This is a genomic window from Paenimyroides ceti, from assembly GCF_030409925.1.
This window is the reverse complement of sequence record NZ_JAUFQU010000001.1, coordinates 36,639-63,225: the sequence shown is the minus strand read 5'-3', so window position 1 is coordinate 63,225 and position 26,587 is coordinate 36,639. Positions and strand designations below refer to the sequence as shown.

The following is a 26,587-nucleotide window of genomic DNA, read 5'->3' as shown; positions in this document are numbered from 1 at the left end:
TGCTATGTTTGCATCCGTTATTGATTATTTTGAAAGTATATCACCTGTACTTGCTGCATTTTATGCCACTTTATTTACATGGGGAATGACCGCCGTAGGAGCGGCAACTGTCTATTTATTTAAGAATCCCAATAAAAAGCTACTCGACGGAATGCTGGGTTTTACCGGTGGCGTTATGATTGCTGCAAGTTTCTGGAGCTTGCTGGCACCAGCAATAGAGATGAGTGACGGAGATGGTTTTAAAAAAGTAATGCCTGCAGCAATTGGTTTTGCATTAGGCGCTCTTTTTCTTTTTGGGTTAGATAAACTTTTGCCTCATCTACATTTAAACCATGATATGAAAGATAAAGAAGGTATCAAAACGCCCTGGAGAAAAACCACTTTATTGGTACTCGCCATAACTTTACACAATATTCCGGAAGGATTGGCAGTTGGCGTTTTATTTGGTGGTGTCGCTGCAGGAATTCCGGAAGCCAGTATCGCCGGAGCTATTACACTTGCAATTGGTATCGGTTTACAAAATTTACCAGAGGGCCTTGCGGTTTCCTTTCCTTTGCGCAGAGCAGGTATGAGCAAACATAAAAGCTTTTTTTACGGACAATCATCAGCTCTTGTAGAACCTATAGCCGCAGTAATCGGTGCTATAGCCGTAGCTTTTTTCACACCTGTTTTACCTTACGCACTTGCTTTTGCTGCCGGTGCTATGGTTTTTGTAGTCATTGAAGAAGTGGTACCTGAAACACAGCAAGGTAATAATACAGACATTGCAACATTGGGGTTCATTGGTGGATTTATAATTATGATGATGCTGGATGTCGCATTAGGATAACAAAAAAGGGGAGTAAAAACTCCCCTTAAAACTATATCAAGCAAAATATTTTTTTATTGAAAAACATACTGCTGCATAACACCTAAATCTAAAAAGCTCAGCTTAGTCTGTCCTGTCCCTAATGGATTGGATATTTCATATCCTAAAGCAGTATAGGTTAAATTCGGATGGTCTGGATGACAATGAAGACTCTTGTCAATACCAGATATACTATTGTTCATAGGAAAAGTTGCTGAATACGGTTCAAGATAAAAACGCATACCAGACCACACTACATCAATAGCCGGAGCTGCACAATTAACTCCTAAAAAACCTTGAATACAAGAATCGTTTCCAGGAATCCAGGGATTGATCCATGGAGTGTTACCAACAAATGATTGCGAAGATCCAGCAGTAACAACATAATAAATAGCCGTATCCTGACTACACGTCTGTGAAGGCAGTCTTACCCCTAAATAAAAATGAGCGTCATACGCATAAGTTGAACCGTTACTTAAATTATTTACAATTAAAGGCACAGCATTCATGTTTGCCAAACCTCCAATTAAAAAAGCAGCTGTATATAAAATCTTTTTCATAATTATTTATTGTTTGATTTGTTAAAATAATTCATTGCTTCTACAACAATTTTACCTTCATCATTTTTTAAATTTTCTTTGATGTATTCTTCAGTAAAACCATTTTCCAAAAGCACAGATTTACAATCTTCCACTAAATAATGTACTGCTTTCTTCTGAATTTCTTCTTTACTTAACCCTTCCATACCAACATAAAACTCCTTATTGGTAAGGTCAAGAATCTTTTGTCGCAATTTAGCTTCGCTTTCTGAAAGATTAGAATTCCCTTTTTTTGCTTCAGCACGTACTTCCTGATCCTGAACATCAGAAGAAGCATCATTACATGAAACCATGCTTATCGCTACAACAGCCAGCGACAAAATAATTTTTTTCATAATATGATTGTTTTTTGAAATTATTAACCAAAATAATAATTCAGCCAACACAAAACAACTTTTTTTACAACTTTTTTACACAAAATAACAAAAATAATAAACCCGTATAAAAAAAAACAGGGACTAAGCCCTGTTTATTATGATAAAAGAAATATTATCCACAATTGCAATCAGTATCACTACCGCACTTGGATTTCGATTTCTTTTTAAAAAACCATTTTTTAATAAAAAAACCTATTGCCAAAGCTAATGCTATATATACAAGTATTTCCTGCATCGTTGCTATTTTAAAATTTGATAAGCTACTAAAGCTACTATATATGCTAAACCGGTCATAAAAATCATTTGAAACATGGTCCACTTCCATGAATTGGTTTCCCTTTTGGTGATGGCTACAGTCGAAAGACATTGCATCGCAAAAGCATAAAACATTAAAAGTGAAACACCCGTTGCTAAATTAAATACAGGAGTTCCGTCAGGTCGTATTTCAGCCTGCATTCTCTCCACTATTTTAACCTCATCTTCACCACTGCTTCCTATATTATATAAAGTAGCCAGATTCCCAACAAAAACTTCCCTTGCAGCAAAAGAAGTCAGTACAGCAATACTAATTTTCCAGTCATACCCCAGAGGTTTGAACACAGGCTCAATAGTTTTTCCAATCATACCAATATACGAATTCTGCAATTGATATCCGGAAACTTCATCCTGCATTTCTTCTTCCGATAAATTTTTACCGGCATGTAATTTCTGTACAACTTCTTCTGCCTGCCCATATGTTGCGTCTGGTCCGTGTGATCCTAAAAACCATAAAATAACTGATAATGCTAAAATAACTTTACCGGCTCCAAATACAAAAGCTTTTGTTTTTTCTACTACTGTATAAAATACATTTTTAAATAAAGGCAGTTTATATCCGGGCATTTCTACAATAAAGTATGCCTTTTCCGTAGTTTTAATCACTTTATTCAGAATGAAAGCACCCACAAGGGCAGCAAAAAAACCGAGCATATATAATAGTGTCATTACCAATCCTTGTAAACCAATAAATCCTATGATTTTTTCATCCGGTATTACCAAAGAAATAATGATCACATACACCGGAATACGCGCAGAACAAGTAGCAAAAGGAGTAACAAGCATTGTAAGCAAGCGCTCTTTGCTGTTTTCTATATTTCTGGCAGACATGATAGCAGGTATTGCACAAGCTACACCTGAAATCAATGGCACAACCGATTTTCCGCTGAGCCCGAAAGGGCGCATCACCTTATCCATTAAAAAAACAACCCTACTCATATAGCCGCTTTCTTCAAGAAGTGCAACAAAGAGGAATAGAATAGCAATCTGAGGAACGAATATCACAATTCCTCCAATACCTGGAATTATACCTTCGGCGAGAAGTTCCGTCAGTTTACCCGGTGGTAAAACGGAAGCAGTCCACTCTGATAAAGAAGCAAAACTGCCGTCAATAAAATCCATTGGTATGCTTGACCAATCAAAAATAGCCTGAAAAACCAATAACATAATTGCGAAGAAGATAAGATATCCAAAAATCTTATGTGTCAGTATACGGTCTACTCTTGCTACAAAACCACTGGCTTTATTTTTATCGATTTGATAAGACGTTTTTAATACATCATTTATAAACTGATATCTTTTGATCGTTTCTCTCTGCTGTAACCGTTTAATCTCACTTTGAGATTTATCCATCAGGGGGTTTGATCCAACAATTTTGGTAATCCCTTCAAAAACGATATTTTGAGATTGCCCGAGCCATACTTTATACGGATTGTACCCGGGATACAACTGTTCTAAAAATCCGAAATAGTCTGTATCTACCTGTTTCAGATCAATTAAGCCGTTTGTGTTAAGTGATTTGTATGCGGTTATACATTCTTTGAGATGTTCTATTCCCTGATTTTTTCGCACAGATATCAGAGCTATTTTTGTTTTCAGCTGCTGTTCAAGTAAGTCAATGTCGATAGAAATACCTTTAGCAGTCATTCTGTCCGCCATATTAATAGCTAAAATACAGGGTAAGCCCAAGTCTTTTATCTGCGTAAATAGCAAAAGATTTCTTTTTAAGTTTTCTACTTCTGCAACCACCACTACTACATCAGGAAAACTTGTATGTTTTGAATTGAATAATATTTCCAAAGCTATTTCTTCATCTTTTGAAGAAGCATTGATGGAATATACTCCGGGTAGATCAATGATATCAATATCAAGATTTTTTTGAAAACTCGCTTTTCCGGTTTTTCGCTCCACTGTAATTCCTGGATAATTGGCTACCCGCTGATTCAATCCTGTAAGGGAATTAAAAACAGAAGTCTTACCTACATTCGGATTTCCGATTAAGGCAACTTTAATCGTTTCTTTCATCAATTCATGTTTAAATAATTTCCACGACAATTTCTTTAGCCAATTCTTTCCGAATACTTATATGCGACTCGTTTACAAGAATGTATATAGGGTCATTCAGCGGAGCTATATGCAGTACTTCAATTTCATTTCCGGGCAGACAACCAATCTCGATTAACTTTAACGGAACTGCATCAAAATTGATAGAACTAATAATTCCCTTGCGATGTAACGGCAGCAGATCTAACGTCATGGTTCTTTTATTTAGATTCATTTAATACTGCAAAAATAAACAATAAAAAAGGATAACCTAAAATTCCTTTTATGTTATCCCTCTAACTACTTCAATTTCTTAATTAATCATTTATTCTAAGCCATTTAATATCTTCGAGCAACTGCTTTACATTTTTGCTTTCAGGATCTTCATTATCAAGATTGGTTCCGTCATAAAATCCTCTTATGCGACCGTTTTTATCAACTAAAACAAAATTTTCAGTATGCACCATATCATACATTTCATCTGCCGATCCGGTTTTCACAGCGAGAAATGACTGTCTTGCCAAATAGTAAATTGCTTTTTTATCTCCGGTAAGCATGTTCCATTTCTCATCCATCACACCTTTCTCCTGAGCATATTTTTTCAACACTTGTGGAGTATCAATATCAGGCATAACACTGAATGATAAAAGTTGTACATCATCCATATCCTTAATCTGTGTTTGCAGCCATGCCATATTATCATTCATAATTGGACAAATGGTCTGACAGGTAGTAAAAAAAAATTCAGCTACATAAATCTTACCTTCATATTCTTTTTCCGTAATCATTTTATTGTTCTGATTGAGAAAAGAAAACGCTGCGATCTTATGGTTCAATTTATTATTCTGATGCTGTACGAGACTGTCGACCATTTCAGGGTTTACCATTGCCGGAGTGTATATAGGAAGTTCTTTTTTAGGACTCAGAGCCGAATAAAATAAATATAAAATTACACCACAAAGTACAAAAAGGGTAAGAATGAAATAACGGTACTTTTTTAGGATATCTACCATTGCAAAAACTTTCTGCAAATTTAATAAAGTAAACAACAGGAGAAGGTTAAAAGTTTGGTAAAGCTTTTATTATACATAAATGTTAGTATTTTTGTAGAACAGTCATAAAAATTAAAAATAATGAACAGACAAATAGTACTATTTTCAGCGCTGAGCTTAACGATAATAACTGCTTGTAAGACAAAAAAAATGGACAGTAAAAAAGAGACCCACGGGATTCATTTGGAATATATGGATAGATCCGTAAAACCCGGAGATGACTTTTTCAGATATGTAAATGGTCATTGGGTAGACAAAACTGAGATTCCTGCAGACAGAACACGCTGGGGTAGTTTTGATGAACTGCGCCAGAACACTGATATTGATGCCCTTGCCATTTTAAAGGAAGCTGTCAATAATCCGAATCTTGATCCTGCTTCTGATCAGGCAAAAGCCGTTTATGTATTTCAAACCTATCTTGATACCATTACCCGTAACAAATTAGGAATTGACCCGATAAAACCTTACTTAGAAAAAATCAATAAGGTCAAAAATGTTCAGGATGTAACAGCTCTGATTAATGAATTGTTACCGGAAGGCGGTATTGGTTTCTTTGGAATGTACATCTATGCAGATGCTATGGATTCCAATAAAAATGTAATCAACCTGAGTCCGGGTAGTATCGGACTTCCTGACAGAGATTACTATGTTTCTGATGATGCAGACTCCAAAGAGAAAAAACAAAAATATGAAGTACATGTAGCCAGAATGCTACAACTGATTGGTGAAACACCGGAACAGGCAAAAAAAGATGCTGCCAAAGTAGTAAGCATTGAAACAGCCATGGCAACCCCACGCTTAGATCGTGTAGAACGCAGAGACCGTAGAAAAACCTACAATCCGATGACTGTTTCTGAACTGCAAAAACTGACACCATTAGTAAACTGGAATGCCTATTTTAAAAGCGCCGGTTTAGAAAATGTAGATCAGGTAGTTGTTTCTATGCCTAAATATATGGAAGCATTAAATACCATATTAAAAACAACTCCTATAGAGGACATCAAGGCTTATATGAGATGGACTTTAATCAATAAGTCTACCGGAGTATTGACAACAGAAATTGATGAAGCAAACTGGGATTTCTATAGCAAAACGTTAACAGGTGCTGTAAAACAACGTCCTATTGAAGAACGTGCTTTACAGGTTGTAAACGGCACAGTTGGAGAAGCTCTAGGTAAATTATATGTGGAGAAAAAATTCCCTGCTGAAGCGAAAGAAAAAGCAAAAGAAATGATTGATTATGTGTTTTTGGCTTTTGAAAACCGTATCAATAATCTTCCATGGATGACGCCAGCTACTAAAAAAGGAGCGATTGAAAAATTAAAGAAATCTACTGTTAAAATAGGATATCCTGATAAATGGAAAGATTATTCTGGTCTGACCATCAAATCACAAAAAGATGGAGGTACTTATTTTGAAAACATGAAAAACGTATCCCGTTGGGGATTCAATGAAAATATTGAGGAGTATGGAAAACCGGTAGACAAAACCAAATGGGGAATGTCTCCGCAAACCGTAAATGCTTATTTCAACCCTACCAACAATGAAATTGTTTTCCCTGCAGCGATACTTCAGCCACCTTTCTATGATTATAAAGCTGATGAAGCAGTAAACTTTGGTGGAATCGGAGCTGTAATTGGTCATGAAATTTCTCACGGATTTGATGATTCCGGTTCACGTTATAATGCCGATGGTAATTTAGTAAACTGGTGGACAGATGATGATTTGAAACAATTCACCGGTCTGGGTGGTGCATTGGCAGATCAATACTCAGCTTTAGAACCACTACCAAACACTTTTGTTGACGGAAAATTTACTTTGGGTGAAAATATAGGTGATTTAGGGGGTGTAAATGCAGCTTATGACGGGTTACAATTGTATATGAAAGACAAAGGACGCCCTGACTTGATTGACGGATTCACACCGGAACAACGTTTCTTTATCTCATGGGGAACCATTTGGAGAACGAAATCCCGTGATGAAGCTATCAGAAATCAGGTAAAAACAGATCCGCATGCTCCGGGCATGTACCGTGCGTACGTTCCGTTACAGAATGTTGACACATGGTATCAGGCTTTTGACATCAAAAAAGGAGATAAATTATATCTGGCTCCTGAAAAACGAGTAAAAATCTGGTAAAATTTTAAAGCCTTAACGGAAAAAGTTAAGGCTTTTTCATTTCCCTACCCAAAACATTTCTACATTTGTACAATAGTAAAACTATCAGAAATATGAATAGAAAAATAACTGCGATGGTTCTGGCAACTGCCTTGTTGGGATTATCATCTTGCGACAAAAAAGAAAAGGCAGATACTGAAAAGCACGGACTACACTTAGAACATATGGATACTACAGTAAAACCAGGTGATGATTTCTTTCGTTATGTCAACGGACTGTGGTATGATAAAACCGAAATTCCAGCAGATAAATCTACCTGGGGGAGTTTTGATGAACTTGCTCAAAATACGGATCTTGATGTACTGAACATCCTAAAAGAAGCAGCGAAGAGCAATAAATATGGTGATCTGACAGATGAAGGAAAAGCCATTAATGTTTTCAAAACGTATCTTGATACGGTAACCCGTAATAAATTGGGAATTGATCCTATCAAACCGTTTATTGAAAAAAATAATGCTGTAAATGATCTTACGACGCTAAACCAATGGATTCAGGAATCTATTTTTAACGGTGGTATCGGATTATTCGGTATGTATGTAATGGCAGATGCGATGGACTCTAATAAAAACGTTGTGTACATTGATGCCGGGACAACAGGATTACCGGACAGAGATTATTATCTGGCAAAAGATACAGACTCTAAAGAGAAACTGGAACTTTACAGAAAACATATCGCACGGATGCTGAAGTTTATCGGGCAGGACGAAGCAACGGCAAAAGCATCTGCTGACAAAATTATTGCTTTTGAAACTAAAATGGCTGAAGCGGAATTGGACCGTGTAGCATTAAGAGACGAAAGAAATACCTACAACCCAATGTCGGTTGCAGATCTTCAGAAATTGACGCCTTCAATTCAGTGGAAAGAATACTTTAAAAAAGCAGGTCTTTCTGATTTAGACAATGTAATTGTAAGTCAGCCAAAGTATATGAAAACGTTGGATGTTTTATTAAAAACAACTTCTTTTGACGACCTTAAATTATATCTTAACTGGACGCTTTTAAATGGTTCTGCAAGTCAGTTAAGTACTGAAATCGATAAAGCAAACTGGGATTTCTATGGCAAAACGCTTTCAGGTGCTACTCAACAGCGACCTATTGAAGAACGCGCTTTACAGGTTGTAAATGGTACAGTTGGTGAAGCTTTAGGAAAATTGTATGTAGAAAAACGTTTCCCTAAAGAAGCGAAACAACAGGCAAAGGAAATGATTGACAACATCATTCAGGCTTATGAAAACCGCATTAAAAAATTACCATGGATGGCACCGGCTACAAGACAGGGAGCTATTGACAAGTTGCATAAACTTACCATTAAAATTGGCTACCCTGATAAATGGGAAGATTTTTCAAAGCTCAACATTATCAGCAAAGAAAAAGGAGGTAACTACTTTAACAATATGATGGGTATTAACCGTTGGCAGATAACTAAAAACATTGAAGAATTTGGAAAACCGGTAGATAAAACCAAATGGGGCATGCCACCACAAATGGTAAACGCCTATTACAATCCAATGTATAATGAAATTGTATTCCCGGCCGCTATTCTACAACCTCCGTTTTATGACTATAAAGCAGATCAGGCAGTAAACTATGGTGGAATCGGAGCCGTAATCGGACATGAAATTTCTCATGGTTTTGATGATTCCGGAGCGCGTTTTAATGCTGAAGGAAATCTGGTAGACTGGTGGACAAAAACCGATCTGGAACAATTTACTACACTCGGAAAATCACTTTCAAAACAATACAGTGCTTTACAGCCATTTGAGGGTATCTATGTTGACGGAGACTTTACATTAGGGGAAAATATCGGAGATCTTGGTGGTATTACCGCAGCTTATGACGGATTGCAATTATATCTGGCAAAACATCCGACTACAGAAAAAATTGACGGATTTACACCGGAACAACGTTTCTTTATTTCATGGGCAACCATCTGGAGAACAAAATCGCGTGACGAATACGTAAAAAAACAGGTAAAAACAGATCCGCATGCTCCTGCGATTTACAGATCATACGTTCCTTTACAGAATCTGGATGCATGGTATGAAGCATTCAATATCAAAGAAGGAGACAAATTATTTATAAAACCGGAACAACGCGTAAAAATCTGGTAATCATAAAAAAATCCCGAACTATTGATTCGGGATTTTTTATAATATATACATTACAAATCATTAAAAAAGCTGTTAGTTTTCTAACAGCTTTTTTAATGATTTATTTCTTTAAATTTTCAAGCATTTCTTTTGTCATAGACTCCAGATCAAAATCATGTTTCCATCCCCAATCTTCTCTTGCCTTTTGATCATCAATGCTCGCTGGCCATGAGTCAGCAATTGACTGCCTGAAATCAGGAACATAATCAATCGTAAAGCCCGGTTGTACCTTTTCAATAGATGCTGCAATTTCTCTTGGTGTAAAACTCATTGCAGACAAATTGTAAGACGATCGTATTTTTATCTGCTCTTCAGGTGCCTGCATGATACCAATTGTTGCTTTAATCGCATCATCCATATACATCATCGGCAGAGCCGTATTTTCTGACAGAAAACAGGTATATTTATTTTCTTCTACGGCTTTATAATAAATATCTACCGCATAATCTGTAGTACCTCCACCTGGTAATGTTTTCCATGAAATTAATCCCGGATATCGGATACTTCTTACATCAACTCCATATTTATTGAAATAATATTCGCACCAGCGTTCGCCTGTCTGCTTCGAAATTCCGTATACAGTTGATGGCTCCATAACGGTATATTGCGGGGTATTGTCTCTTGGAGTAGTAGGTCCGAAAACGGCAATACTTGAAGGCCAGAACACTTTTTTGATTTTATTTTCTTTAGCTAAATTCAACACATGAAATAAAGAATTCATATTCAAATCCCACGCAAAAGCAGGATTTTTTTCCGCTGTTGCCGATAACAAAGCAGCCATAAGGTATACTTCTTCTATTTCGTATTTTTCAACTACAGCAGCAACAGCATCAAAATTCATAGCATCTAAAACTTCAAATGGTCCGCTTTTAAAAACATCCTGATCTCCTTTTCGAATATCAGAAGCAACTACATTATCCGTTCCGTAAATTTCCCGAAGTTTTGCGGTAAGCTCAGAACCAATCTGCCCGCAAGCTCCTATAATTAAAATTCTCGTATGCATTTGTTTGTTTTTTTGAACTACAAATATACTTAATTAGAAAAGTATTAAAAATTTAGTTTATAAATTAATTTCATCCGATTTACTTTCGTTTTAATTAGGATAAAATAGAAATAACATTTGTAAATTTGTATCCTCAATTTAGTATTCTATGAAAGCCGTCTATTTATTTCTAACGTTTTGTTTTTTAATAGTTTCTTGTGAAAAAAAGACTGCTGACCCTTCAGCTTCACAGACCGTAAACAGTAAAAAAAACGACTCTGTTTTTAAATCGATTGATAAAAAATGGCTGTTTACTAAAACAGAAATAACTCCTGAAACGGCAAAAATTTTGACGGACTGGGAAGAATGGAATGACTTTGAAAGAGAAATTATTTCTAAACCCGTCACTTCGCTTAATGCTTTCAGAAAGAAGGCAGCCCAACTGGCAATGACAGGAATCACCTTATCTAACAATATTCCAGAAACATTTAAAACACCAGCTGTTGAAAGCCGTATTGCCCTGCTACAAACCAATTTAAACTCATTGGATATGTATATGGAACTCGATGTGATTCAACAAAAAAAGGTAGAAGAATTATTAGCAGAAATCAATAAAAATTATCTGTCAATTGGAAATCAGTTTGACGAGATCTTACTTAGAAAAGCAATTCCAAAAGAACAGGGTGAAGATCAGCTGATCCAATCCTTTGATACCGTAAAAAGAGCTTCCAGAAACGCAATTCCTACAGAATAACCCGAATGAAATCATCTATTAAATCACTATACGAAAAAGGATCTGCAACAAAAAGAATTCAGGATTCAATTAATACCAAAGGAACTAAAATTGCCGTTCGCGGTTTTATCGGGTCTTCTCTATCTTTCCAGTTATCAGCTTTGTTCAAACAAAATGACGTTCCTTTTTTACTCATCTTCAATGATAAAGAAGAAGCGGCTTATTATTTAAATGATCTTGAAAACATCATAAGTAAGGAAGATGTCCTTTTCTATCCCGGCTCTTATCGCAGACCTTATCAGATTGAGGAAACAGATAACGCCAATGTATTACTTAGGGCAGAGGTGCTTAACAGAATAAATTCAAGAAAAAAACCCGCTGTTATTGTCTCTTATACAGATGCCTTATTCGAAAAAGTGGTTACCCGAAAAGAACTGGATAAAAACACTCTTAAAATCAACTTAGGTGACCAGATGACCATTGACTTTGTAAATGAGGTTTTATTTGAGTATAATTTTAAAAGAGTAGATTTTGTTTCTGAACCCGGTGAATTTTCAGTCAGAGGAGGTATCATTGACGTATTTTCATTCTCGAATGACAATCCGTACCGCATTGAATTTTTTGGAAATGAAATTGACAGCATCCGCACATTTGACGTAGAAACACAGCTTTCTATTGAAACCAATAAAAAGATAACCATCATACCTAATGTAGAAAACAAATTTTTACAGGAAAGCCGAGAATCTTTTCTGAATTACATTTCAGAGAATACCCTATTGATAATTCAGAATCCCACTTACTTAAAGGAAAAATTAGACCGTCTTTTTGTCAAAGCGGAAGAAGCTTTTAACCAATTGGGAGAGAATGTGCGTCATGCAAGTCCTGAACAGATGTTTGTAAATGGAAAAAGCTTTTTTGATGCTCTGGAAAAATTCAGCTGCATCGGTTTAAGCAATTCTCAGGATATTTCTTACAGCAAAAACCTTGAGGTTCATGTAAGGCCACAACCTTCTTTCAATAAACAATTTGACTTATTGATCGAAAATCTCAACGAAAATACTCAAAACGGTATTTCTAATTACCTGTATTGTTCCAACGATACTCAGGCGAAACGTTTTCACGAAATATTTGAAAGTTTTAAAGATGATAACACTCAAAAAGTAGCACAATACGAAACCATTGTCATGCCTTTGTTTCAGGGGTTTGTCGATGAAGAACTTCAGATTGCCTGTTATACTGATCACCAGATTTTTGAACGTTATCACAAATTCAACATTAAAAACGGCTATACCAAAAAGCAGTCTATTACTCTCAAAGAATTAACCACTCTTTCTGTAGGAGATTATGTAACCCATATAGATCACGGAATTGGCAAATTTGGCGGTTTACAGAAGATACAGGTAGAAGGTAAAACACAGGAAGCCATCAAACTCGTGTATGCAGATAATGATATTGTATATGTAAGTATCCATTCTTTACATAAAATATCTAAATACAACGGGAAAGACGGAACTCCTCCTAAAATATACAAACTGGGTTCTAATGCATGGAAAGCATTAAAACAAAAAACCAAAGCCCGTGTAAAACACATTGCCTTTAATCTGATACAACTTTATGCAAAACGCCGTCTGGAAAAAGGTTTCGCATCAGCTCCGGACAGCTATTTACAGGCTGAGCTTGAAAGCAGCTTTATCTATGAAGACACTCCTGATCAGATGAAAGCAACTATTGATGTAAAAGCAGACATGGAAAGCGATCGTCCTATGGATCGTTTGGTATGTGGAGATGTCGGTTTCGGTAAAACAGAAGTGGCCATCAGAGCAGCTTTTAAAGCTGTAGATAACGGAAAACAGGTGGCTGTACTGGTACCAACAACCATTCTTGCGTTTCAGCATTACCGTACATTTTCTGAAAGGCTCAAAGAAATGCCAGTGAAAGTAAGCTATCTGAACCGTTTCAAAACTGCCAAGCAAAAGTCCGAAACACTCAAAGAACTTCAAGAAGGTAAAGTAGATATCATCATCGGAACCCATCAGCTGGTAAGTAAAAATGTAGTTTTTAAAGATCTGGGGTTATTGGTCATTGATGAAGAGCAAAAATTTGGTGTCGCAGTTAAAGACAAGCTTAAAACCATTTCCCAAAATGTAGATACACTTACGCTTACCGCTACTCCTATACCGAGAACATTACAGTTTTCATTAATGGCTGCAAGAGATTTATCCGTAATTACAACTCCACCGCCCAACAGGTATCCCATTGAAACTAACGTGGTTGGCTTTAATGAAGAAGTCATAAGAGATGCTATTTCTTATGAAATTGAAAGAGGCGGACAGGTGTATTTCATACACAACAGAATTGAAAATATTAAGGAGGTTGCCGGGATGATCCAACGCCTTGTTCCGAATGCAAAAGTTGGAGTCGGACACGGACAACTTGATGGTAAAAAACTGGAAGATCTGTTGCTCTCCTTTATGGAAGGTGATTTTGATGTACTTGTAGCAACAACTATTATTGAGAGTGGTCTTGACGTGCCAAACGCCAACACTATTTTCATTAATAATGCCAATAACTTTGGTTTATCCGATTTACATCAGATGAGAGGTCGCGTAGGACGAAGCAATAAAAAAGCTTTTTGTTATTTCATCTGTCCACCGTACTCAGCAATGACAGAAGACGCCCGCAAACGGATTCAGGCACTGGAACAATTCAGCGATCTGGGCAGCGGATTCAATATTGCTATGAAAGACCTTGAAATCAGAGGTGCCGGTGATTTGTTAGGCGGAGAGCAAAGTGGCTTTATCAATGAGATCGGTTTTGAAACGTATCAAAAAATCATGAATGAAGCTATTGATGAACTTAAAGAAAATGAATTTAAGGACTTATATGAAGAAGACAATCATATAGAAAATAAGGTCTATGTAAAAGATATTGTCATTGAATCTGATTTTGAAATTCTTTTTCCGGACGAATATATTAACAATGTTTCTGAACGTTTAACGTTATATAATGAACTGAGCACGCTGAAAAACGAAAGCGATCTCAAACAATATGAACAGAAACTCATTGACCGATTCGGGGCATTGCCAAAGCAGGCAAAAAATCTTTTAGACAGCGTTCGTATTAAATGGATTGCCAGCTCTATCGGAATTGAAAAGCTATTGCTTAAACAGGGAAAAATGATTGGTTACTTTATTTCTGACCAGCAATCTGATTTTTATCAGTCCAACCGATTTAAAAAAGTATTGTTATTTATACAGGCGTATGCGAATCTGGCAACGTTAAAGGAAAAAGAAACGAAAAACGGACTGCGTCTGCTCCTAACATTTGATCAGGTAAAAAGTATTTCTAAAGCTTTGGATTTATTAACTAAATTAGACGAACTATAATGAAAAAAACGATACTTACAGCTCTGTTTTATTTGATTTTCTCTCATGCTTTCTGTCAAACAGATTCTTTGCAACAAAAAGAAAACACATTGTTCCGGGTTGATTTAGAAAAGATAAAAGAAAATCTTTCAGAAAATGAAGATGTCATCTCGGAAGCAAGCTATAAAGGCGGAATGAATAATTTTTATAATTATTTTACCAAAAACTTCAATTTCAACAATGTTACTTTAGAAGATATTCCAAAGGCAGAGCAAAAATCCACTACTTATATGCTCTATCTGATGTTTACAATTGATAAGGAGGGTAAACCGGTTGATTTCAAACCTGTAAATACAACGGTCGAAAACAGTTTCTATAAAGAAAGTGTTCGTGTGATTACTTCCTCAAGGTGGATACCTGCAAAAACGCTCTCAGGACCCGTAAAAAGAATTTTCACGATACCTGTCAGAGTCTATATTGAAGATTTAAAATAAAAAAAGACCTTTTTACAAGGTCTTTTTTCTATATTTCAAATAGTTCTCTAATAAAAATGTAGTAGAACAATCATGGCCTTTTATATGTTTATTTTGAATTTCTTCCCTAATTGATTCTGCCAGTTTTTTACCATACTCTACTCCAAACTGATCAAAACTATAAATATTCCATAAATACCCCTGAACAAATGTTTTGTGTTCATAAATTGCCAGAAGCTTTCCTAAGCTTTCTGGTGTAAGCTTTTCTATCAAAAAGGTATTGGAAGGCCTATTTCCTAAAAAGCCTTTATATACAGCGTTTACATCATCTTCCTGAGGTTGTTCTGCATAGTTCCCTACTTTTCCATTCAGTAGAGCTTCGCTTTGAGCAAAAAAGTTAGCCATAAGCAAGTCATGCATATCTGATTCATTAAATGGATTGATAAAGCCGATAAAATCAACAGGAATTATTTTGGTTCCCTGATGAAAAAGCTGAAAAAAGGCATGTTGGGAATTTGTACCTATTTCCCCCCATACAATAGTTCCTGTCTGATAGTTTACGGGATTTTGAGCTCTGTCAATATTCTTTCCATTGCTTTCCATCGTCACCTGTTGCAGGTAAGCCGGAAAATCTGTCAGTTTATTTGCATATGGAATAACAACTTCCGTTTCAAAACCAAAAAAATTATTATACCAAATACTCAGTAAGGCCAGTACAACTGGTATATTCTTATCAAAAGATTCCTGTTTAAAATGTTCATCCATTGATTCAGCTCCTTTAAGTAAGTCCTCAAAATGAGCATAACCTACTGATAAAGCAATACTGATACCTACCGCACTCCACAACGAAAAACGGCCGCCAACAAAATCCCACATAGGAAAAATGTTCTGCTCCTGAATGCCAAAAGCCTGCGCTTCATTGTTATTGGTAGAAACGGCAATAATATGTTTAGAGACATCCTGTTTATGTGCGATAAGCCAGTTTTTAAAAAGAATCGCATTCTCAATAGTTTCTTTTGTTGTAAATGATTTAGAAACGACAATAACAAGAGTTGTTTCAGGATTGAGCTTTTTTAACAATTCATCGATCGCATCAAAATCAATATTAGAAACAAAATGAGTTTTGAGATGATTGCGGTAATTGCCCAGGGCTTCTACCACCATTTTCGGCCCCAGATCTGAGCCTCCGATACCAACATTTACAATATCTGTAAAAGGTTTGTCTGAAGTAGATCTGTATTCGCCTTTGATCACTTTATCAGAAAACATTTTGATTCTGAAAAGAGTTTCCTTTATTTCTTCGGTAACAGCTGACTTATTTTTTGTATCTCTTAAAGCAGTATGTAATACACTTCTTTTCTCTGTTTCGTTAATCAGTTCGCCATTGAAAAGAGCTTCAATACCTTGTGAGAGCTTCATTTCATTGGCAAAATCCACTAATAACCGAAGAGTAGTATCGTTTATCCTGTTTTTAGAAAAATCAACGATAAAATCTTTCCAACGAATGTGGAACTTTTTAATGCGATCTTTGTCTTCATTGAACAATTCCTGCATTTTCACGTACTGCATCTCAAAGAAATGATTTCTCAAATGCTCCCAGGAAACAGTTCCTGACGGATTATCTTTTACGAACATAATTAATGTTGGAATTTTTCACTTAATTCGGCATCCATCGCCTCTTTTATTGGTTTTATTTTTGCCAGATAAGCAGGCAACTGGGCTTTGCTCATTGACTGTGACGTTGGAAGGTTTTGTCTTAACGGATCTACCTGTACTCCGTTTTTCCAAAAGCGATAACATACATGTGGTCCCGTAGCTAATCCGGTACTTCCTACCTTACCGATTGTCTGACCTTGTGTGACGCGTTGTCCACGCTTTACCAATATCTTGCTCATATGCAAATATTGTGTTGTATAGGTACCATCATGTTTTACTTTTACATAATTTCCGTTTCCGGATGAATACCCTGTCTCTATCACTGTTCCTGCTGCAGTAGTCATAATCGGTGTTCCGTGAGGTGCCGCATAATCAGTTCCGTTATGTGCTTTCCATCTTTTCTGAACCGGATGAAAACGACTGTTCGTAAATTTAGAGGTAATGTGAAAATACTTCAAAGGAGCTTTTAAAAACATTGTTTTCATCTGCTTACCATTCTCATCGAAAAACTCCACATTTTTTTGATTTTCTGATCCGTATGGAAACCCATACACATCTTTATCTTTGTATTCAAAATAAGCCCCTAATATTTCTTCGGTTCCAATATAAATCGAGTCATTGATGTATTTTTCCCTTACTGATAAGGCAAATTTATCTCCTTTTTTGAATTTAAAAAAGTCAATCGACCAAGCAAAGTATTTTGATAGCTTGGAAGTCAGCCCAGCATCCAATCCTTCTCTGGCGAGAGAACTGGATAAAGATCCGTCAATTGAGCCGGCAACAGTTTTTACTTTGTAAGTTATCGGGTAGTTTACGGTATACGCTCTTGTTGAATCTCTGAAATCGATAACATTAAATCCCATTTTATTGGGTTCATAAATCAACACTTCCAGTTTAGGGGGGTCTGTTTTACTCTTTAATAATGTTAATGTATTACCAGCTCTGATATTACGTATATCAAACGAATCCCGCACTTTTTCAACAATCTGACTTATTTCGGTAGCATCAAAATTGTGACGCGCTAAAATTAAACTAATATTATCTCCTCTTTTTATAGTATCCCGTTCAACTCTGTATTCATTTAACTGAAAGCCAAAAGCAACTTCTGTATTGATTTCAGTACTGTCATTTTCGATTACAAACTCTTCTTCATTATCCCCTTTCTTTCCTGAACAGGAAATGATGGTAACTACCAAAAGCAGAAAGCATATATATTTTAATTGCTGCATATTATAAAGCTCCTTTACCCCAATTTTTCAACTCTTCTTCACTCCATAATTCAGGAAAGAATATTCTTCGCTGGTATTCCGGCAACATATATTTTTTCCAATCACTTCCTCCGGTTGCTTCCTGCGGTCCGTGTTCGCTTTCTATATATTTTTTAGCTGCTTTAAAATGACCGATAACCCATGTAATATTTACTGTCTTATCGTAGTGACGCATCGCATCAATTAATTCTTTATTCTGTCGATCTTCTATAGGTAACTCCTTGAATTTCTGCCATAGATTAATTTCATTATACTCTTGCATGAAATCAATAAATTCCTTTTTATACTTCTTTTCAAACTCATTGATCAGATACGATTTTTTTCCCGTTTTATAATCTTTTCCGGCTGCCTGCCAATATAAATGCTCAAAAGCATGTTCAAAAGACGTATTTCTGTCAATCGTTTCTCTATAACGCGCATCAATAAGATTGATAAGGTCTGTAGAAGCAAATTCGATCAAACGGTACTGGGCACTCTGAAAACCACTCGCAGGAGTGAGCGTATTTCTAAATTTCAAATACTGCTCAGGTTCCATTCCGTCTCTCATAATATCAAACGAGGTCGTAAGCATATTAAAATAGCGGCTGATACGGTTGAGTCGTTCAGTAAAAAATATAGTTGTAAGTTTTGGCGCATGACACACCTGATTCATCTCCCACAAGATCATTTTAAACAATAACTCGTTTACCTGATGGTACATGATAAACACCATTTCATCTGGCAATACAGAACGCTGAATCTGTAAACCAAGCAAAGCATCTGTCTGTATATAATCCCAATAGGTAATAGGCTTCTGCCACAACAGACCTTCCAGATGGGTATCTAATTTCTGATCAATATTTTTGAATTTCTGATCTAAGGCTTCTAATTTATTTTTCTGTTGTCCTGTTATCTTCATTTAGTTCCTAACTTTTGCTTCAGGCCACTGTATTTAACCAACTCTGCTTTAAGAGAACCTACCGCTAAACTCGCCTGAACTTTCAGAGGAATTTTGTTTGCATCGTCTGAAATCCATACAGTTAAACTCTCTTGTTCTTTAAAAACACGTCCTGATTGTACTAATGGTCTAAATTTTAATGTATTTATTTTACCAAAATTAGTTTTAATTTCTTCTTTACCAATAAATTTTAGTTTAAATTTATATATTTCATCATCAAAAAACATGTCTATTTCGATTGATTCTCCATTTTTGAGTTTGTCTATTTTTGGATGATTTCTCAAATAGTAGAAAGAAGAAACAATGTCCTGTACATTGGTAGTAACATTGAAAGTGTTGTTTATTTTTCCTTTATAATCTTTTACCAATACCGTTTTTGAAGAATGATCAAAAAATCCCTCCTGATTTTTTGTATAGCCTCCTTCATCTATCTTCCGTATATAACGATAGGGAACACCCGTTTTTTTATCAAAATAACTTTGATAATCATCATATACTTTAAAAAATGTTTTTGTAATACCGGTTGTATAACCGACTCCTTTAGCATGATAAACCGATTTTCCGTTATAAGTAGTACTTTTCAAATCTAAAGTGGCAACTCCGGCATTGATTATACCATAAGAAATCTTAAATTTAAAATGTTCACCTTCCTTATATGCTGTTTGTGAAAACACATTTAGTGTTATAAAAAACAGCACTATTTGCAGATACTTTTTCATATTTATTTTTTTGTGTTAAGATAAAAAAAGCAATAATTATTCCAAAGAAAAAAGAAAACAAAAAGCCCAGTTAAACAAATAACTGAGCTTTTATGCTATTAACCAACCAAAAAACTATAAATTATGAAAAATTTATTTTACAAAATACGGATTACGACGCCCTGTATTTTGTGGGTGCAAATATAGTGATTATTAAACACTAAATAACACCACTAATTACATTAACACAACTTTAACTTTTAATTGGTTTATTCACTATTTACAATGTACCTCTTTTCTCTTGTTCTCTTTCAATCGATTCAAAAAGCGCTTTAAAGTTACCAGCTCCAAAACCTCTTGCTCCCATACGTTGAATAATCTCGAAAAATACGGTTGGACGATCTTCAACCGGCTTGGTAAAAATCTGCAACAGATAACCTTCTTCATCTGCATCAATCATAATTCCAAGTTTTTGAAGTTCGTTAATATCCTCTTTAAACTTTGACATATGATCTTTTAAACGCTCAGGAATAGCATCATAGTAAGCTTGTGGTGGCGTACTTAAAAACTCTACTCCTCTTGCTTTCATTTGTGACACTGTTGAAAGAATATCATCTGTAGCTACAGCAATATGCTGAATTCCTTCGCCTTCATAGAAGTCTAAATATTCTTCAATCTGAGAACGTTTTTTACCTTCTGCAGGCTCATTGATAGGGAATTTAATACGACCGTTTCCATTAGACATTACTTTAGACATCAAAGCCGAATATTCTGTATTGATCTGTTTATCATCAAACGAAAGGAAATTTACGAATCCCATTACTTCTTCGTACCATTTTACCCAGTTATTCATCTGATTCCAACCAACATTACCTACCATGTGGTCAATATACTTCAAGCCAACAGGTTCTGGTTTATAGTCCGATTCCCATACCTTATATCCCGGTAAAAATACACCGTTGTAATTTTTGCGTTCTACAAACATATGTACTGTTTCACCATAAGTGTAAATTCCGGCACGGACAACTTCACCAAACTCGTCTTTTTCAACAGTTGGCTCCATAAAAGACTTTGCTCCTCTTTTAATCGTCTCTTCATAGGCAGAGCGTGCATCTTCAACCCAAAGCGCTGCTACTTTTACTCCATCTCCATGTTTTTTCACATGCTCACCAATAGGAGATTCACTATTTAAGGCTGTAGTCAATACAATTCGGATTTTGTCCTGTTTCAATACATAAGACGCTCTGTCTCTGATACCGGTTTCCAATCCTGCATACGCCAATGACTGAAAACCGAATGCAGTTTTGTAAAAGTGCGCTGCCTGTTTTGCATTTCCTACATAAAACTCAACATAATCTGTACCCAATAAAGGCAAGAAATCCTGAGCTCCTTCAAATATTTTCTCTAATCCGAATTCTACTGATTTTAAATTATTGTCCATTTTAATTTTTTTAAATTTTGTTGTTTTGTTGTACTATGATGAGCAGCTTAATCCAGCCATGACTGATAATACTTCTCATCAGCAATTTTCATTGCTTCTTCTGTAACCATTAAAGGCTTAAAGGTGTCCACCATTACAGCTAATTCTTGTGTGTCTTTAGCCCCAATACTTCTCTCTACAGCTCCCGGGTGTGGTCCGTGCGGAATACCAGCCGGATGCAGTGATATATGTCCTGGTCCTATATCATTTCTACTCATAAAATCACCGTCTACATAGTAAAGTACCTCATCTGAGTCAATATTACTGTGATTGTAGGGAGCCGGGATAGATTCCGGATGATAATCATATAGTCGCGGAACAAATGAACAGACAACAAAGGCATCTGTTTCAAAAGTTTGATGTACTGGTGGCGGTTGATGGATTCTTCCTGTAATCGGTTCGAAATCATGAATTGAAAAAGCATACGGATAGTTATAACCATCATAACCAATCACATCAAAAGGATGTGTTGCATATACCATATCAAAGATTTCATCCTGTTTTTTAACTTTTATTAAAAACTCACCTTTTTCATCATACGTTTCCAGTTTTTCCGGACGGCGGATGTCTCTCTCACAAAACGGAGAATGCTCTAACAATTGTCCGAACCAGTTTCTGTAACGTTTAGGGGTATAAATAGGTCTTCTCGATTCCACAATAAACAAACGATTATCTTCCGAATCAAAGTCTATCTTATAGATAATACCTCTTGGTATGAGAATATAATCACCGTATTTGAAATCAAGATTTCCTAACATTGTACGAACGACTCCTGTACCTCTGTGGATGAAGATCAATTCGTCAGCGTCGGTATTTTTATAAAAATATTCCTGTGTCTTACCGCTTGGAGCAGCCAAAACAATAGTACAATCACTATTGGTCAGTACCGCTTTTCTGCTTTCAAGATAATCAGCAACCGGATCTACCTGAAATCCGCGAAAACGGTATGACTGAATGTTATTTGCTTTTGCAATTTTAGGAGCTACACTATAAGAACCCTTGATTTCCTTTACCTGTGTAGGACGATGTTCATGATACATGTTAGTAGACATTCCATCAAATCCTATAGTTCCGAACAATTGTTCGTAATAGAGATCTCCGTTTGGTTTACGAAATATAGTATGTCTTTTCGGAGGGATATTTCCCAATTTATGATACATTGGCATAACGCTATTCTTTTAGTTTGTTTATAAAATACCTAATAAGCAGGTGCTTCTCATTCAGGATTTCTCTTGATGAGATATTTAAGATGTGATAAAAGTCCGTTCCAATTTTTCATATCTAACAAAAATATCTATTTTTTTTTCGACTAACAATAGATACCTGTTAATTTTAGAAGTTTTTGGGAATTAAAACCAAAAACCAACACTAAACCATGTGTAATGGTTTCTGGTATCGGGAGACCAGCTATGCTTAATTTCTATAGGTCCGATAATTGCCTGATATCCGTAACCGATGGCATAACCATTGAATTTTGGTTTTGAAATCCAGTCAGAGTATTGAAAAATATTGTTGCCTATCTGTGCATAATTAGCCGCTATGTTGAGATGATGTTTATTAAAAACCTCATAGTCCACTCTAAAAAGCACTTTTACATAGGAATCATCAAATACACTCAAAAAATCATATCCATAAAATTGTTTAACATTATAAACGGACTGAAAACCATATCCTCCAAAAAAGTACTGTAGAAAACTGGAAGATTCACTACCGATAGTAGCACCAATTTCTGCTTTTGCTTCAACACTAACTTTATCAAAAAAAGTTCTCACAGTTCCTAATTCTGCATTGATCTGTGAGAAATTCTTAAAATTTCCTGTATAATCTGATGAATGAAAGTAGTTTTTATATTCTGCATTAAATATTACACCTTTACGCGGAAAATATTTGTTATCATACGTGTCAAATACAATATTTCCGTAAGCAGATAAATAATGGCTTTTATCTATCCACGGCATATCAAAAATCAGATTTTTAATATCGACCTGATTGAATTTATGCTCCAATCCTACCGCGACAAGAAACTGATCTCTGTAAAATGTTTGAAAATAAAGACGGTTAGTAACATCTACAAGATCTAAACTCAGACTGTTAGGCAAAGTAGGCAGTTCTATAAAGTTGCTTGTGATCGGACGATTGATATTACGCGAAATCTTGTTGAGCTTAGACTGAAAACCAACGCTCCATCGATAACCATTATCTACATAATAATTTAAATTATAACGAAACTGATCACCAACTCCCAAATCAAGCGAAATAACATCATTTTTAAACAAGAGCTTTTTTTGAGTAACATTGACTAAAGCAGCACTTTTATAGAGGTTATCAAAGTGTAACCCAAATTTAAGATAGCGCTGGGTTTTTGCTTCTTTCAGGTTTAATTTCAAGACATCTCCGCCGTCTTCTTCAGCAAAACTGTATACAATACTGCTAAAGTTCTGGGTACCATTCATATTATTAATTCCTGTAGAGAAGTTATCAAATGTTAAGGTCGTATTTGGTGTAAACTTTAGCTTTCCATATACATAACTCGAAGTAAAGTTTTCCATTTCATTAATTTCTACCCTTGATATACACAGATCCCCTTTGTATTTTTCTCTGAAACTCGGAGGGTTGTTGATGTATTCCGGACTTCCCATTTTTTTGAACTCCTCAGTAAACGGAGCTGCTGCTTCGATTCCTTTTTTTATAATATCACTTCCTTCTCTAAAGGAAATCACAGAATATCCTTTGATATCGGGTTTTATGTATATATCTGTTTCCCGAATTTTACGACTCATATCCTGAACCATTGAAAAGTTCGAGATCTGCAATAAAATATCTGATGCTCCTCTGATATCTTCTCTGTTTTTTAGCCCATCCTGAACATCAACTCCAATAACAATCTCTGCTCCCATTTTGCGCAGTTCATCTATCGGATAGTTATTGGCCACCCCACCATCAATAAGCAATTTACCGTCTATTTCTACCGGGGAGTACAAGGAAGGAAATGCACCACTTGCCAATATACTTTGAGGTAGTATACCCTTATCCAGAATAACCTGCTTACCGGATTCTATATCTGTAGCAATACATAAAAACGGAATAGCCAGTTTATTGAAATCTCTTTCATGCCTTACATGCAGTAACAGCCCTGAAAGTAAATTATAATTATACATTCCTTTTGATAACGCAGCAGGCATTCCTATTTTAAAATCATCAAAAGGAAGCTGAAGCGCATATATTTCATCATTTCTTTTTTCATAAAATGATTTCGATATTCTCGGAATATAATCCTGCAATAAGGCTTCAGTATCTACATTTTTAAAGATTGAATCAAGTTCACTGGCGGTATATCCTGAGGCGTATAAGCCTCCAATGATGGCCCCCATACTTGTACCCGCTATATAATCTACTTTTACGCCGTTTTCTTCAAGTACTTTTAAAACTCCAATGTGCGCCAGCCCTTTCGCACCTCCGCCACTTAACACTACCCCTACTTTTTTTCGCTGATTTTCCTGTGCTTTTGCTACACTAAAACTCATTATCACGCATAAAAGAAAGGTAAGTGTTTTCATGTTTATTTATTTTTAAAGTATTCTACTACTTTTAATGTTTTCGATTTACCGATTACTTTTTCTATTTCTGTTTGCGGAGCCAGCTGTAATCTTTTTACAGATTTGAACTCAGCCAGTAATTTTTCCATTGTTTTATCACCTATTCCGGGAATCTGAGTAATGGTAGACTGGATGGCATTTTTACTGCGCTTATCTCTGTGAAAGGTAATACCAAATCTATGAGCCTCATTTCGCAGGTGTTGGATTATTTTTAATGTTTCTGATTTTTTATCAAGATATAACGGAACGGAATCACCCGGATAAAACAATTCTTCCAGACGTTTGGCAATACCTATTATGGCAATTTTACCCCTTAATCCTAAATCATCTAAACTTTTTAACGCAGAAGATAACTGTCCTTTACCCCCATCAATAATAATCAATTGTGGCAATGGCTGCTCTTCATCCAACAGCCTTTTATATCTTCTGTACACCACTTCTTCCATAGAAGCAAAATCATTTGGACCTTCTACCGTTTTTATATTAAAATGACGATAATCCTTTTTACTCGGCTTTCCGTCTTTAAATACAACACAGGCTGCTACCGGGTTTGTTCCCTGAATATTGGAATTATCAAAACATTCAATATGTCTGGGTTCAACTGACAAACGCAAATCCTTTTTCATTTGTGCCATAATCCGGTTCGTATGTCTGTCCGGATCTACAATTTTAATCTGTTTCAGCTGATCCAGTCGGTAATATTTTGCGTTTCTTTCTGATAAATCAAGCAATTGCTTTTTATCGCCCAACTTAGGAACTGTAATTGTAAATTCCGTTCCTAAATCTACCTCAAAAGGTACAATAATTTCCTTAGATAATAAATTAAATCTTTCCCGAAGTTCCACTATTGCCAATTGCAACAGATCGACATCTGCTTCATCTAACTTTTTCTTTAATTCAAGTGTATGAGAGCGAATGATCGCTCCGTGAGCAATCTGAAGAAAATTGACATACGCCATGCTTTCATCAGAAACAATAGAAAAGACATCTATATTCGTAATGCGCGGATTGACAACAGTTGATTTGGACTGATAGTTTTCAAGAATATCTATCTTCTCTTTAACTTTCTGAGCTTCCTCAAATTTCATATCCTGAGCAAAATGTGTCATTAATGCTTTAAACTCTTTAACATTTTCTTTAAAGTTCCCCCTTAAAATATTTTTTATTGCCTTGATCTTATTTTCATAAGAAGGAAGGAGTTCCAATTCTTCACACGGTCCTTCACAATTGCCAATATGATATTCCAGACATACCTTATATTTTCCTTTTCGTATATTTTCAAGGCTAAGATCATACGTACATGTTCGCAACGGATATAGTTCCTTTATTAGGTCTAATAGAATATGTGCTGTTTTTACACTCGTATAAGGACCGAAATAATCTGATCCGTCCTTAATCATACGCCGCGTTAAAAATACTCTGGGAAAAGGCTCGTTTTTAACACAAATCCAGGGATAGGTTTTGTCATCTTTGAGCAAAACATTGTACCTCGGCTGCAATCTTTTTATAAGGTTATTCTCTAATAGAAGCGCCTCGCTTTCGTTTGGCACTACAATGTGCTTTATCGCAACAATTTTACGAACCAGCACATTGGTTTTCCCATAATCATGTACCTTATTAAAATATGAATTGACTCTTTTCCGAAGATTTTTTGCTTTTCCAACATACAGGATTTTGCCGTCTTTATCAAAAAACTGATAAACACCGGGTTGGTCAGGCAAGGTCTTTATTTGTAACTCTATCTGCGAAAATTGCGTCATTTTTTGTTCTTTAATACAACAAAGTTAGTTTTTATATAGCAATAAAAGATATCCGTTTCTTTGTTTTGATGAATATTT

General features: G+C 35.7%; 21 protein-coding genes. 6 read left to right on the top strand and 15 right to left on the bottom strand.

The window, feature by feature from the left end:
- The first annotated feature begins 4 nt into the window (after positions 1-4).
- Positions 5-829: a ZIP family metal transporter gene (locus QW060_RS00300; RefSeq protein WP_290361742.1), complete on the top strand. Its 825-nt coding sequence runs from the start codon at positions 5-7 to the stop codon at positions 827-829.
- A gap of 53 nt (positions 830-882) precedes the next feature.
- On the opposite strand, the gene QW060_RS00295 is transcribed toward QW060_RS00300, so the two are convergent.
- From QW060_RS00295 to QW060_RS00270, 6 genes are all read right to left on the bottom strand, one after another.
- Entirely contained in the window at positions 883-1,407 is a 525-nt protein-coding gene (locus tag QW060_RS00295; protein WP_290361741.1) for a hypothetical protein, read from the bottom strand.
- A 2-nt stretch (positions 1,408-1,409) separates the two neighbouring features.
- On the bottom strand, positions 1,410-1,781 hold the full coding sequence (locus tag QW060_RS00290; protein WP_290361740.1) for a hypothetical protein: 372 nt from the start codon (positions 1,779-1,781) through the stop codon (positions 1,410-1,412).
- A 154-nt stretch (positions 1,782-1,935) separates the two neighbouring features.
- The gene (locus QW060_RS00285) at positions 1,936-2,058 is read right to left on the bottom strand and encodes a FeoB-associated Cys-rich membrane protein (protein ID WP_290361739.1); all 123 of its coding nucleotides are present in this window, start codon (positions 2,056-2,058) and stop codon (positions 1,936-1,938) included.
- A gap of 5 nt (positions 2,059-2,063) precedes the next feature.
- Entirely contained in the window at positions 2,064-4,163 is a 2,100-nt protein-coding gene (feoB, locus tag QW060_RS00280; protein ID WP_290364652.1) for a ferrous iron transport protein B, read from the bottom strand.
- Between the two features lie 10 nt (positions 4,164-4,173).
- The gene (locus QW060_RS00275; protein WP_290361738.1) at positions 4,174-4,395 is read right to left on the bottom strand and encodes a FeoA family protein; all 222 of its coding nucleotides are present in this window, start codon (positions 4,393-4,395) and stop codon (positions 4,174-4,176) included.
- A 103-nt stretch (positions 4,396-4,498) separates the two neighbouring features.
- The gene (locus QW060_RS00270; protein ID WP_290364651.1) at positions 4,499-5,194 is read right to left on the bottom strand and encodes an SCO family protein; all 696 of its coding nucleotides are present in this window, start codon (positions 5,192-5,194) and stop codon (positions 4,499-4,501) included.
- Between the two features lie 120 nt (positions 5,195-5,314).
- On the opposite strand from QW060_RS00270, the gene QW060_RS00265 reads away from it, so the two are divergent.
- A complete protein-coding gene (locus tag QW060_RS00265; RefSeq protein ID WP_290361737.1) occupies positions 5,315-7,372 on the top strand; it encodes a M13 family metallopeptidase in 2,058 nt (685 codons plus the stop codon).
- Between the two features lie 92 nt (positions 7,373-7,464).
- Positions 7,465-9,522 (top strand): M13 family metallopeptidase, encoded by a 2,058-nt coding sequence (locus tag QW060_RS00260; RefSeq protein ID WP_290361736.1) that lies wholly within the window; start codon positions 7,465-7,467, stop codon positions 9,520-9,522.
- Positions 9,523-9,622: 100 nt separating this feature from the next.
- Here QW060_RS00260 and QW060_RS00255 read toward each other — a convergent pair whose 3' ends face one another.
- Entirely contained in the window at positions 9,623-10,564 is a 942-nt protein-coding gene (locus QW060_RS00255) for an L-threonine 3-dehydrogenase (protein WP_290361735.1), read from the bottom strand.
- 148 nt (positions 10,565-10,712) lie between these two features.
- Here QW060_RS00255 and QW060_RS00250 point away from each other — a divergent pair, with 148 nt between their 5' ends.
- The 3 genes from QW060_RS00250 to QW060_RS00240 are packed head-to-tail and all read left to right on the top strand — an operon-like array spanning position 10,713 to position 15,135.
- Positions 10,713-11,297 (top strand): hypothetical protein, encoded by a 585-nt coding sequence (locus tag QW060_RS00250; protein WP_290361734.1) that lies wholly within the window; start codon positions 10,713-10,715, stop codon positions 11,295-11,297.
- Between the two features lie 5 nt (positions 11,298-11,302).
- The gene (mfd, locus tag QW060_RS00245) at positions 11,303-14,662 is read left to right on the top strand and encodes a transcription-repair coupling factor (protein ID WP_290361733.1); all 3,360 of its coding nucleotides are present in this window, start codon (positions 11,303-11,305) and stop codon (positions 14,660-14,662) included.
- A complete protein-coding gene (locus QW060_RS00240; RefSeq protein WP_290361732.1) occupies positions 14,662-15,135 on the top strand; it encodes an energy transducer TonB in 474 nt (157 codons plus the stop codon). Before mfd ends, QW060_RS00240 begins: the two co-directional genes overlap by 1 nt.
- Positions 15,136-15,147: 12 nt before the next feature.
- On the opposite strand, the gene pgi is transcribed toward QW060_RS00240, so the two are convergent.
- The 8 genes from pgi to uvrC form a co-directional block, all read right to left on the bottom strand.
- On the bottom strand, positions 15,148-16,749 hold the full coding sequence (gene pgi, locus QW060_RS00235; protein ID WP_290361731.1) for a glucose-6-phosphate isomerase: 1,602 nt from the start codon (positions 16,747-16,749) through the stop codon (positions 15,148-15,150).
- A 2-nt stretch (positions 16,750-16,751) separates the two neighbouring features.
- On the bottom strand, positions 16,752-17,999 hold the full coding sequence (locus QW060_RS00230) for a M23 family metallopeptidase (protein WP_290361730.1): 1,248 nt from the start codon (positions 17,997-17,999) through the stop codon (positions 16,752-16,754).
- Between the two features lies 1 nt (position 18,000).
- Positions 18,001-18,936 (bottom strand): tryptophan 2,3-dioxygenase family protein, encoded by a 936-nt coding sequence (locus QW060_RS00225; RefSeq protein WP_290361729.1) that lies wholly within the window; start codon positions 18,934-18,936, stop codon positions 18,001-18,003.
- A complete protein-coding gene (locus tag QW060_RS00220) occupies positions 18,933-19,694 on the bottom strand; it encodes a DUF3108 domain-containing protein (protein WP_290361728.1) in 762 nt (253 codons plus the stop codon). Before QW060_RS00220 ends, QW060_RS00225 begins: the two co-directional genes overlap by 4 nt.
- A 259-nt stretch (positions 19,695-19,953) precedes the next feature.
- A complete protein-coding gene (gene hppD / locus QW060_RS00215) occupies positions 19,954-21,114 on the bottom strand; it encodes a 4-hydroxyphenylpyruvate dioxygenase (RefSeq protein WP_290361727.1) in 1,161 nt (386 codons plus the stop codon).
- 47 nt (positions 21,115-21,161) lie between these two features.
- The gene (locus QW060_RS00210) at positions 21,162-22,319 is read right to left on the bottom strand and encodes a homogentisate 1,2-dioxygenase (RefSeq protein ID WP_290361726.1); all 1,158 of its coding nucleotides are present in this window, start codon (positions 22,317-22,319) and stop codon (positions 21,162-21,164) included.
- A 183-nt stretch (positions 22,320-22,502) separates the two neighbouring features.
- Positions 22,503-24,710: a patatin-like phospholipase family protein gene (locus QW060_RS00205; RefSeq protein WP_290361725.1), complete on the bottom strand. Its 2,208-nt coding sequence runs from the start codon at positions 24,708-24,710 to the stop codon at positions 22,503-22,505.
- Positions 24,711-24,712: 2 nt separating this feature from the next.
- Positions 24,713-26,509 carry an excinuclease ABC subunit UvrC gene (uvrC, locus tag QW060_RS00200; RefSeq protein ID WP_290361724.1) on the bottom strand — a complete coding sequence of 599 codons (1,797 nt, stop codon included), beginning with the start codon at positions 26,507-26,509 and terminating at the stop codon, positions 24,713-24,715.
- Positions 26,510-26,587: the final 78 nt, after the last annotated feature.